This window comes from Xanthomonas sp. A1809, from assembly GCF_017746015.1.
GTDB classification, from domain to species: domain Bacteria; phylum Pseudomonadota; class Gammaproteobacteria; order Xanthomonadales; family Xanthomonadaceae; genus Xanthomonas; species Xanthomonas euvesicatoria.
In genome coordinates, this window is the sequence record NZ_JAGHWZ010000009.1 from 187,901 (window position 1) to 198,859 (window position 10,959).

The 10,959-nt window shown below is 65.9% G+C and carries 12 protein-coding genes; 9 read left to right on the top strand and 3 right to left on the bottom strand.

Annotated elements, in window-relative coordinates:
• The first annotated feature begins 147 nt into the window (after positions 1-147).
• The 3 genes from J7396_RS13535 to J7396_RS13545 are packed head-to-tail and all read left to right on the top strand — an operon-like array spanning position 148 to position 3,959.
• Positions 148-1,176, top strand: a complete 1,029-nt coding sequence (locus J7396_RS13535) for a ScpA family protein (RefSeq protein ID WP_029819552.1) — start codon at positions 148-150, stop codon at positions 1,174-1,176.
• A 13-nt stretch (positions 1,177-1,189) separates the two neighbouring features.
• Positions 1,190-2,326, top strand: a complete 1,137-nt coding sequence (gene scpB, locus J7396_RS13540; protein WP_008571801.1) for an SMC-Scp complex subunit ScpB — start codon at positions 1,190-1,192, stop codon at positions 2,324-2,326.
• The gene (locus J7396_RS13545; RefSeq protein WP_046931924.1) at positions 2,319-3,959 is read left to right on the top strand and encodes a pseudouridine synthase; all 1,641 of its coding nucleotides are present in this window, start codon (positions 2,319-2,321) and stop codon (positions 3,957-3,959) included. The genes scpB and J7396_RS13545 overlap by 8 nt, the downstream gene beginning before the upstream one ends.
• Before the next feature lie 341 nt (positions 3,960-4,300).
• Here J7396_RS13545 and J7396_RS13550 read toward each other — a convergent pair whose 3' ends face one another.
• On the bottom strand, positions 4,301-4,738 hold the full coding sequence (locus tag J7396_RS13550; RefSeq protein WP_003487019.1) for a hypothetical protein: 438 nt from the start codon (positions 4,736-4,738) through the stop codon (positions 4,301-4,303).
• 163 nt (positions 4,739-4,901) lie between these two features.
• Here J7396_RS13550 and J7396_RS13555 point away from each other — a divergent pair, with 163 nt between their 5' ends.
• Entirely contained in the window at positions 4,902-5,672 is a 771-nt protein-coding gene (locus tag J7396_RS13555) for a glutaminyl-peptide cyclotransferase (protein ID WP_011347682.1), read from the top strand.
• A gap of 79 nt (positions 5,673-5,751) precedes the next feature.
• On the opposite strand, the gene J7396_RS13560 is transcribed toward J7396_RS13555, so the two are convergent.
• A complete protein-coding gene (locus tag J7396_RS13560) occupies positions 5,752-6,552 on the bottom strand; it encodes an amidohydrolase (protein WP_209261583.1) in 801 nt (266 codons plus the stop codon).
• A 148-nt stretch (positions 6,553-6,700) separates the two neighbouring features.
• Entirely contained in the window at positions 6,701-7,849 is a 1,149-nt protein-coding gene (locus tag J7396_RS13565) for a pyridoxal phosphate-dependent aminotransferase (RefSeq protein ID WP_031422969.1), read from the bottom strand.
• Positions 7,850-8,075: 226 nt separating this feature from the next.
• Between J7396_RS13565 and ccmA the strand changes: the two genes are divergently transcribed.
• The 5 genes from ccmA to ccmE all read left to right on the top strand — a co-directional run bounded on the left by ccmA (position 8,076) and on the right by ccmE (position 10,893).
• The gene (gene ccmA, locus J7396_RS13570) at positions 8,076-8,720 is read left to right on the top strand and encodes a heme ABC exporter ATP-binding protein CcmA (protein WP_008573812.1); all 645 of its coding nucleotides are present in this window, start codon (positions 8,076-8,078) and stop codon (positions 8,718-8,720) included.
• Entirely contained in the window at positions 8,717-9,412 is a 696-nt protein-coding gene (ccmB, locus tag J7396_RS13575) for a heme exporter protein CcmB (RefSeq protein ID WP_008573811.1), read from the top strand. The genes ccmA and ccmB overlap by 4 nt, the downstream gene beginning before the upstream one ends.
• A 94-nt stretch (positions 9,413-9,506) precedes the next feature.
• On the top strand, positions 9,507-10,259 hold the full coding sequence (gene ccmC, locus J7396_RS13580) for a heme ABC transporter permease CcmC (protein WP_008573810.1): 753 nt from the start codon (positions 9,507-9,509) through the stop codon (positions 10,257-10,259).
• The gene (locus J7396_RS13585) at positions 10,256-10,426 is read left to right on the top strand and encodes a heme exporter protein CcmD (protein ID WP_008573809.1); all 171 of its coding nucleotides are present in this window, start codon (positions 10,256-10,258) and stop codon (positions 10,424-10,426) included. The genes ccmC and J7396_RS13585 overlap by 4 nt, the downstream gene beginning before the upstream one ends.
• Positions 10,423-10,893: a cytochrome c maturation protein CcmE gene (gene ccmE / locus J7396_RS13590; RefSeq protein ID WP_014090328.1), complete on the top strand. Its 471-nt coding sequence runs from the start codon at positions 10,423-10,425 to the stop codon at positions 10,891-10,893. Before J7396_RS13585 ends, ccmE begins: the two co-directional genes overlap by 4 nt.
• Positions 10,894-10,959: the final 66 nt, after the last annotated feature.

Consider the following 10,959-nt stretch of genomic DNA (forward strand, 5'->3'; position numbering starts at 1 on the left):
ACCCTTGGCACCACTGCACACGCAACCGGACGCAGCGGCCCGTCGGCCCAGGCGCAGCGCTCTTCCCGACGACCGATTCGCTGCCCACCGCCGGTCCGCGTAGACGACCTCCTCGCTGTTCCGTCGCCGCATGCCACGCGGCGGACGTTGTATGTGGATTTGTGGGATCGTGCCGGCACAGGCACGACATTGATCGCAATAACTCAAGGCAAAGCCCTGCAGGCGCGGCTTAAGACCGCCGCCGGCGACCGCAAGACCGATGTCGACCTGATGAATTCCGAACTCGCGCACGTCGCGACTCCGCCAGCCACGAGCGCGCCGCCACAGCAGCAGGAAATGCCGCTGGCGGTGGTGCATGGGCAACCGGTGCTGCAGATTCCGCAGGATCTGTATATCCCGCCGGATGCGCTGGAAGTCATCCTGGATGCCTTCGAAGGCCCGCTGGACCTGCTGCTGTATCTGATCCGCCGCCAGAACCTGGACATCCTGGACATCCCCGTCGCCGAGATCACCCGGCAATATGTGGACTACATCAATGTGATGCAGGAGCTGCGCTTCGAACTGGCAGCCGAATATCTGGTAATGGCGGCAATCCTGGCCGAGATCAAATCGCGCATGCTGTTGCCGCGCCCTCCCAGCCAGGATGGCGAAGAAGAAGATCCGCGCGCCGAGCTGGTACGCCGCCTGCAGGAATACGAACGCTTCAAGCAGGCCGCCGAGGATCTGGACACCCTGCCCCGCATGGGCCGCGACAGCGCGCCGGTGCAGGCGCATCTGCCCGAGCGCGCAGCGGTGAAGCTGCCGCCGCCGGTGGAGCTGAAAGAAATGCTGATGGCGCTGTACGACGTGCTCAAACGCGCCGAGCTGTTCACCGGCCATGCGATCAAGCGCGAGGCGCTGAGTGTGCGCCAGCGCATGGGCGATGTGCTCAGCCGCCTGGACGATGGCAAGTTCTACCGTTTCGAATCGCTGTTCACTGCCCAAGAAGGCAAGCTCGGCGTGCTGGTCACCTTCCTGGCGCTGCTCGAACTGGCCAAGGAGCAGTTGCTGGACATCGTGCAGGAAGCGCCGCTGGCGCCGATCTACGTGAAGTCGCTGGCGTTGGGCAATACCAATGCGCCGTTGCAATTCTCCAGCGAATTCGACGATAGCGATGCCGCCAACGAACCTATCTGAAGCCGATCACCGAATGGATCAAGCGCTGATCACCCGCATTATCGAAGCCGCCCTGTTGGCGAGCAGCCAGCCGCTGACGCTGGCGCAACTGCAGGGCCTGTTTCCGGAAGAAGAGCCGGCACCGCCCGGCAGCGTGGAGCGCGCGCTGGAACTGCTGCGCGAGGCCTGCGCCGAGCGCGGCGTGGAACTGGTCGAAGTGGCCTCCGGCTTCCGCTTCCAGGTCAAGGCCGATGTGCATGGCTGGGTCGCCCGGCTGTGGACCGAGCGCCGCACCAAGTACACCCGCGCCACGCTGGAGACCCTGGCGCTGATCGCCTACCGCCAGCCGATCACCCGCGGCGAGATCGAGCAGGTCCGCGGCGTGGCCGTCAGCAGCAACATCATCCAGGCGCTGGAAGAGCGCGAATGGATCCGCGTGGTGGGCCACCGCGACGTGCCCGGCAAGCCGGCCCTGTTCGGCACCACCAAGGGCTTTCTGGATTACTTCGGGCTCAAGCGATTGGACGAGCTGCCGCCATTGTCTGAGTTGAAGGACATCGCCGAGCTGGAACCGCAGCTGCCGCTGGACCGCGACGGGCAACTGGATGGCGCCGTGCCCGCGGCGGCAGCGATGGACGCGGCGCAGGATCAGGCCGATGCAGATCAGGCTGACGCCGAGGGCGGCGATACGGGTGCTGACGATGCGGATGCTGGCGGTACCGACGCGGATGTGGAAGCTGGCGCTGCGGCTGACGACAGCGGCACCGGCGCTTTGCAAGATAGTTTGGAAATGGACGAGGCCGACGCCGAGCGCGATACCGAAATTGAAAGTGACGCCGACGCCGACCAGCATGCACAGCAATCGCCTGACGATGCCGCAGTCGACCAGCAACACCACGGTCTCGATGAGGCGATCGACACCGAAGCGGTCGACGCAGTAAACGACCAGACACCGCAACACCCCGAGCATGGCTCGGCGCACGAGAAGAACACGCAGGACCCAGACGACGCCCGTGAGGGCGACCCCGACACCGCGCCGGGAACGCGCGCGGATGCAGTGAACGAAGACGAAGACAACGCCGTCGCGACGACGACCGTGGCTGTTGACGAAGCCGATTCCGACCCAGAGGCCGACCCGCAACGCGGCGGCCGGAGCCAGACACATGAGTGACACCCCCCGCAAGCTGTCGTTGAACAAGCTTTCTCTCAAGCGCGACAGCGCGCCCGAAGCGCCCAAGCTGGAAGAGCGCCTGCACAAGGTGCTGGCCCAGGCCGGCCTGGGTTCGCGCCGCGCGCTGGAACAGCGCATCGCCGACGGCCTGATCAAGGTCAATGGCGCCGTCGCGCAGACCGGCATGTCGGTGCGCAGCGGCGACAAGATCGAGTTGGACGGCCGCAGCTTCGTGGCCAGCGCGCTGACCGAGCCCTCGCGCGTGCTGATCTACAACAAGCCCGAAGGCGAAGTGACCACGCGCGAAGATCCCGAAGGCCGCCCGACCGTGTTCGAGTCGCTTCCGGTTTTGAAGGGCTCGCGCTGGATCGCCATTGGCCGCCTGGACATCAACACCACCGGCCTGCTGCTGCTCACCACCGACGGTGAGCTGGCCAACGCGATGATGCACCCCTCCTACGAGGTCGAGCGCGAATACGTGGTGCGCGTGCGTGCGCCGGAAGGCGAAGAAAAAGTCTCCGATGCCATCATCGAGCGCCTGTCGCGCGGCGTGCTGCTGGAAGACGGTGGCGCCAAATTCGACGAGATCGAACGCATCGGCGGTACCGACTCGCACGACTGGTTCCGCGTGGTCGTCAAGGAAGGCCGCAACCGCGAAGTGCGCCGTCTGTGGGAATCGCAGGGTTGCCAGGTCAGCCGCCTCAAGCGCAGCCGCTACGGCAAGATTTCGCTGCCGCGCGAATTGCTGCGTGGGCACTCGGTGGAAGTGGCGCAGGACAAGGTCGACGCCTTGCGCGCCGAACTGAAACTGGAAGAAGGCGCGCCGTCGGCACTGACGCTGCAGCCGGTGATCGGCCAGCGCCGCGCCGCCAAGTCGACCGTGCACGTCTCACGCGATGGCCGCAGCAATGCCTACGTCAACGGCCAGACCTCTGGCGCAGATGAAGGCCGCGAACTGCGGCGTTTCGACAACTTGCGCGAAGATCGCGGTCGCGGCGGTCGCGGCAAGCCCGGCGGTTTCAGGGGCGGCCTGACAGTCAGCGGCGAAGCGGCCGCCAAGCAATCGCAGCAGCGCCCGTTCAAGCAGCGCGGCCCGGCCAAGGGCGACCGCGGCGCGTTGCCAGACGGCAACCCGGCCGCGTTCCGCAGCTGGTATGTGCCCGATGGCGTGAGCACCGGCCCGAGCGGCCACCGCAATGCCGGCCCGAGCGGCCCGGGCACCGGTCAGGCACGCCCGTATGCCAAGAAAGGACCGGGTGGTGCGCGACCGGGCGCTGGCGGTCCAGGCGGCGCCCGCCCGGGTGGTCCGGGACGCGGCGCTGGCGGCGGACAGGGTCAGTCGCAAGGCCAGGGGCAACGCAAGCACCCGTATGGCCACCCGGGCAACGCACCGAGCTTCCCCTCCGATCACGCCAACCCGGGCTTCAGCCCGTACGGTGCCGCACGCCCTGCTGGTCGCCCGAGCGGTGGGCGACCGGGTCCGGGTGGTAATCGCGGCCCCGCGTCTGCCAACCGTGGCCCCGGCGGTCCCGGTGGCGGCGCTCGCGGCCCGGGTGGCGCACCGCGTGGCCCCGGCGGTCGTCCGCCGGGCGGCGGCAATCGTCGTCCTCCCGGCGGTAATCGCGGTCGTTGAGCGTCAACCGATCCGCGCAATAAAAAACGGCCCTGCAAAGGGCCGTTTTTATGTGGCGGACGGTATAGGACATCGACTGAAGCAGAGAAGCTGCCGCGTATCCGGTCGTACAGTCGTTTAACGAAAGCCATTCCCTTGCAGCGCCATCGCGATGCAGACACCGCACCGACCGGTTGAATGAGCGCGATCCCGATGCTGCGACCTGGATCGGCAACACGACTGCGCGGCCTTCGGGTGGGCGCGACCGTTGCTCGACATCGACACCTGCCACCCGTGCGCTCCGGTGTCGGGCGCGCAGCGCACGCCCATCCGGGGACAGCTCGCTCAGCGTGTTACCGCTCTTACTTGCGACGCTCGATCACGAAGTTACCCACGTTGACACCCAGGTCCACGCCCTCGCCTGTGCCTGCCAGCGCAAGCGAGATATCGCCCTTGGTGACGACCTGTGCGGTGCTGGACTTCACGACGCCCGCGTGCGCTTCGGCGGCGGCATACGTGCCGAACAGGTCGTTGAGGCTATAGGCACCGCTGAAGGTGCCGCGGCCGCCGACGATCTTGGATTTACCGACCGTCAGGCCACCGCCTTTGCTGGAGATCTTGACCGGAATGACCGCACCGTTATCGCACTTGATGGTGCCGGTACCGCTGGCGGTCTTGTAGAACACCGACCAGCCGGACAAGTTGAACGACAGCTGGCAATCGATGTTGCCGGCGGCCTGCGCCTGCGGAGCCAGCGTGGCGGCGCCAAGCAGCGCGATGAGCGAAAGTGACTTGATCATGTGAGCAGTGCCAGTGGTGGACGTGGCGCGAGACTAGCAGCGCCGATGTGGCAGCCGCGACAAGATTCCAGCGCGGCGCAGGCGTTTGTTCAGCGGGGTCTTAGCTAAGTCCGACAGGGCGACAGAGCTGCCGCCTGCGGCCGCGACATGGGATGATTGCCGCATGCCACGCACCGTCTACAGCCTGCTCGCCAGCGCACTGCTGCTGCCCGCCCTCGCCCACTGCGGCGAGGCGATTCCCACCCAGGGTTACACCGTCGTCAAGACCTATCCGCACGACACCGCCGCCTTTACCGAAGGCCTGTTCTATCTGGACGGGCATCTCTACGAGAGCACCGGCGAGCTGGGCCAGTCCAGCGTGCGCAAGGTCGACCTGGACAGCGGCAACGTCCTGCAGCAGGTCAATACGCCGCCGCCTTTCTATGGCGAAGGCATCGTGGCCTGGAAAGATCGCCTGATCCAGCTGACCTGGCGCAATCAGCGCGGCTTCGTCTACGACCTGGCCACGCTGGCACCGCGTACCCAATTCACCTATTCCGGCGAGGGCTGGGCGCTGACCAGCGATGATCGCCAGCTCTATATGAGCGACGGAACCGCCAACATCCGCCGGCTGGATCCGCAGAGCCTGAAACAGATCGGCAGCATTAAGGTCACCGCCCGCGGCAAGCCGCTGGACAACCTCAACGAGCTGGAATGGGTCAAGGGCCAGTTGCTGGCCAACGTGTGGCTGACCACCCGCATCGCACGCATCGACCCCGCCAACGGCAAGGTCATCGCCTGGATCGACCTCAAGGCACTTGTGCCAGACCCGGACACCTTGACCGACCCCACCAACGATGTCCTTAACGGCATCGCCTACGACGCCGCGCACGATCGCTTGTTCGTCACCGGAAAGCGCTGGCCGAAGATCTACGAGATCAAGCTGGCTCAGTAGCCGGGATTGGGGATTGGGGATTGGCGATAGCGGCCGGGCTTGCAACTGCCCGGCAGCAGCTTGTGCCGATCCCGGATCGCTAATCCTCAATCTCGAACCGATCTGCATCCAACATCGCGGGAAAACGGGCGCGGTGCTCGGCCAGCGCAGTTGCGCTGATGGTGGTGGTGACCACCTGCTCGCGTTCGCGGATTTCCACCTGCGGCTGACCGAGGAAATCGATCACCGCGCTGTCTCCGGCGTAATGCAGTTGGTTGCCATCGATGCCAATCCGGTTGACCGCCGCCACGAAGCACAGGTTTTCGATCGCGCGTGCGCGCAGCAACGTCTTCCACGCGTAGGCGCGGGCGGACGGCCAGTTGGCGACGAACACTTGCAGATCAAAATCCATCTGCCCCGGGCGTTCGACATCGAAGCGGTTGCGGCAGAACACCGGAAACCGCAGGTCGTAGCAGACCTGCGGATTGATCCGCCAACCCTTCCATTCCACCGTCAGCCGCTCGCGCCCGGCCGCATAACGCAGATGCTCGTTGCCGAAGCGAAACAGGTGGCGCTTGTCGTAGTACTGCAACGCCCCATCGGGCGTGGCCCAGAGCAGCCGGTTGAACACACCGGCATCAGTGCGCAACTGCACGCTGCCGGTCACCGCTGCACCCAGGCGTGCGGCTTGAGCACGCACCCACGCCACGGTCGGCCCGTCCATCCCTTCGGCCTTGTCGATGGCGTCGTTGGAGAACCCGCTGGTGAAGGTTTCCGGCAGGATCACCAGATCGGTCTGCCCGGCCAGCGGCTCCAGCAGCGCAGCGTAATAGTCGCGGTTACCGGCCGGGTCATGCCAGCGGGTGTCGCCTTGGATCAGGGAGATGCGCAGGTCATGCATGGTGAGACTCGGGAAAGGAGAATCGGGAATAGGGAATCGGACAGCGGTTTAATGAGGGCGTTATGTCATCGAGCCAGTGCGAATTCAGATCAAAAAGCGGCCGACCGCTCTTACGATTCCCGAATCCCGAATCCCGATTCCCGGCTCGTCAGAGCCTACGCAAGCGCTCGATCGCCGCATCCAGCGTCGCATCGTTCTTGGCAAAGCACAGCCGCGCCAGGCGCTGCCCTGCAGGCGCGTTCTGGTAGAACGGCGACAATGGGATCGCGGCCACGCCCTTCTCGATCGTCAGCCACTTCACGAATTCGGTATCGGGCAGATCGCTGATGGCTGAGTAGTCCACCAGCTGGAAGTAGCCGCCGGGCACAGGCAACGGCTTCAAGCGCGTGGCCAGCAGCCGTTCGCGGAAGCGGTCGCGCTTGGCTTGGTAGAACGCGCCCAGTTGCTCGTCGTGTTCGGGCTCGTCGCGGATCATTGCAGCGAAGGCGTGCTGGGCCGGACCGAAACTGGTGAAGGTGTTGTACTGGTGCACCTTGCGGAATTCGGCCGTGAGCGCCGGCGGTGCGATGGCGTAGCCGATCTTCCAGCCGGTGCAATGGTAGGTCTTGCCGAAGCTGGAAATCACCAATGCGCGCTCGCGCAGTTCCGGCCAGCGCAGCACCGATTCGTGCCGGCGGCCATCGAACACGATGTGTTCGTAGACCTCATCGGACAGCAAAAAGATGTCGGTGCCGCGCAACAGCTCGGTCAGCGTCTGCATGTCCTCGGCCGACAGCATCGCGCCGGACGGGTTGTGCGGCGAGTTGATCATCAACAGGCGCGTCTTGGGGGTGATCGCGGCGCGTAGCGCAGCCCAGTCGACCGCAAAGGTCTGCGGGTGCAGCGCCACATGCACGGCGCGTGCGCCGGCCAGATCGATCGCCGGCTCGTAGCAGTCGTAGGCCGGGTCCAGCACGATGACCTCTTCGCCGGCGCGCACCACCGCGTGGATGGCGTTGAAGATCGCCTCGGTGGCACCGCTGGTGACGGTGATCTCGGTGTCGGCATCGACCTGCGCGCCATAGCAGCGCTGTGCCTTGCCGGCGATGGCCTGGCGCAACGCGGCCACGCCGGTCATCGGTGGATACTGGTTGTGGCCGGCCGCCATGGCCTTGCTCAGTTCGTCGACCAGCCGCTGCGGAACCGCGAAATCGGGAAAGCCCTGGCCCAGATTGACCGCGCCGTGCTCGGCCGCCAGCTGCGACATGACGGTGAAGATGGTGGTGCCCACCTTGGGCAGCTTGGTCGTGAGGGGCATGGTGCCTGTCCGGACAAGAAACGGGGGACCGCGAGTGTACGCAAAGCCGCCAGCCGGTTGCGCCCGGACGCTGCAAAACAGCGTTCCCTGACACATCGCGGCGCCTGCGGCGATGCCGCAGGCGTCCCCGGCATGCCACCATCGTCGCTACAATGCGCGCCCGGTCCGGCGCGTGCCTGCCCCGGCCCTTCCCCATGCCGTCCTGCGACCCGAGCCTGCTGCACCGATGATCGAACCGCTGCACACCGCACCGCCGCTGCTGGCGGCGCACGCCCTGGCCTTCAGTCGCAACGAGGAGCCGGTGTTTGGCCCGCTCGATTTCCATGTCGATGCCGGCGAAGCGTTGCTGGTGCAAGGCGACAACGGCGCCGGCAAGACCACGTTGCTGCGCGTACTGGCTGGCCTGCTGCACGTGGAGCGCGGGCAGATCCAGATCGATGGCAAGACCGCCAAGCGCGGCGACCGCAGCCGCTTCATGGCCTACCTCGGCCACCTGCCCGGCCTGAAGGCCGACCTCAGCACGCTGGAAAACCTGCACTTCCTGTGCGGCCTGCATGGCCGTCGCGCCAAGCAGATGCCCGGCAGCGCGCTGGCGATCGTCGGCCTGGCCGGTTACGAAGATGCGCTGGTGCGGCAATTGTCGGCTGGCCAGCGCAAGCGGCTGGCGCTGGCACGGCTATGGCTGTCGCCGGCACCACTCTGGTTGCTGGATGAGCCGTACGCCAATCTGGATCTGGATGGCATCACCCTGGTTAACCGAATGATCTCCGCGCATCTGCGCGGCGGTGGCGCGGCGCTGGTCACCACGCACGGTGCGTATGCAGCGCCACCGGTGCGCACCCGCATGCTCACGCTGGAGGCTGCGGCATGAGCACGCATTCGCCGCAACCCTCGCTCTGGCAGGCGGCCCGCGCCCTGCTTGCCCGCGACCTGCACCTGCTGTGGCGACGCCGTAGCGATGCATTGCAGCCGGCACTGTTCGCATTGCTGATCGTGGTGTTGTTCGCGTTGGGACTGGGCGGACGCCCGGACCTGCTTGCGCAGGCCGCGCCGGCGGTGCTGTGGCTGTCGGTGTTGCTGGCTGGCCTGCTGTCGCTGGACGCCTTGTTCCGCAGCGATGTGGAAGACGGCTCGATGGAGCAGTGGCTGCTGGCACCGGTGCCGTTGGCCTGGTTGATCGCAGTGCGCGTGCTGCTGCATTGGGCGACCAGTGCGCTGCCGCTGATTGCCGTGACGCCGCTGCTGGGCGAATTGCTGCACCTGCCGCATGACCAATTACCGGTGCTGCTGGCATCGTTGGCGCTGGGAACGCCGCTCCTGAGCCTGCTCGGCGCTGTCGTTGCGGCACTGACGGTGACGATGAAGCGCTCTGGTATTCTCGTGGCGTTGCTGGCGTTGCCGCTGTACGTGCCGGTGCTGGTGTTTGGTGCCGGCAGCGTGGCGGCCAGCGGACAAGGGCAGGATGCGGTGGGTGCGTTGTTGTTGTTGGGCGCCGGACTGGTGATCGGCGTGGTCCTGGCACCGCTGGCTGCGGCGGCCGCGATCCGCATTTCGTTGAGTTGAGCGCTGCACTCGATGCATTGTCGATAGCACGCCCCGCACAACGCGTTGTTGCTGTTTCGAGAGCCAATGCCATTCCAAAGGCTACTGCCATCGCATGAACGTCGTCGTCCGCTGGTTCCACCAACTCGCATCGCCCCCGATCTTCGACCGTTTTACTGCGCGCTGGGCGCCCTGGTGCTACGCGCTGGCCGCGTTGCTGCTGGGTGTGGGCATCTGGCAGGCCTTGTTCGCGGTGCCGGCGGATTACCAGCAAGGCGACAGCTTTCGTATTCTCTACATCCATGTGCCGAGCGCGTGGATGAGCCTGTTCGTGTTCGGGCTGATGGCGCTGTATGCGGCCATCGCGTTGATCTGGCGCATCAAGATCTGCGAGATCCTGGCGATGGCGTGCGCGCCGATCGGCGCTGCGTTTACCGTGATCACCTTGCTGACCGGCAGCATCTGGGGCAAACCGATGTGGGGCGCCTGGTGGGACTGGGACCCGCGCCTGACCACCGAATTGATCCTGCTGTTTCTGTATCTGGGCGTGATCGGCCTGTATCACGCCATCGACGACCGCCGTCAGGCGGCGCGCGCGGCGGCGTTGCTGGCCATCGTCGGGGTGGCGCTGCTGCCGGTGATCCGCTATTCGGTGGTGTGGTGGAATTCGCTGCATCAGGGCCAGAGCATCCGCCTGCTTGGTCCGTCCACCATCGACGCAAGCATGCTGCTGCCGCTGTGGTTGATGGTGATCGGCACCAAGTTCTGGTTTGTCGGGTCGCTGTTGACGCGCGCGCGCGCCGACAACCTGCGCCGCGAGGCGGGCAAGGCCTGGATCGTGCGCGATGCGCAGGAGAGTGCGGCATGAGCTACCTGCCTTACGTCATCGCCGCCTATGCGGTGTTCGTGCTGGTGCTGCTGTGGGATCTGATCGCCGGCCGTTGGCAGGTACGTCGCGCCCTGAAGACCGCCCAGGCGCGCCGTCTGCGCGAGCGCAAGCGCGCGGTGCCCAGCGACGCGGAGTTGATCCGGTGAACCCGCAACGTCGCCGCCGCCTGTGGCTGGTGCTGGCCTTGGTGCTGGCCGGCGGGCTGGCAACCACGCTGGTGGCCATGGCCTTGCAGCGCAACGTGGCCTACCTGTACACGCCCTCGGAAGTGCTGCGTGGCGATGCCGGCGCGCATTCGCGCTTCCGGCTTGGCGGCATGGTCGCAAAAGGCTCGTTCAGACGCGCCTCCGGCGCATTGGAAGCGCAATTCCGCGTCACCGATGGCGATGCGCAATTGCCCGTCAGTTACGACCGCATCCTGCCGGACCTGTTTCGCGAGGGGCAGGCAGTGGTGGCCACCGGCCGCATGCAGAACGGCATCTTCGTCGCCGAAGATGTGCTGGCCAAGCACGACGAAACCTATATGCCGAAGGAAGTTGCCGACAAGATGGGCAGCGCGCATCGCAAGCACGATGTGCCGGCCGCTGCGGGCCAAGCTGGAGAGCTGCATTGATGGCGTGTGTCAGGAGATCGGCATTCCTGCAGACAGGTGGCTTGCGCGGCGGGTGCGTGGCTGACG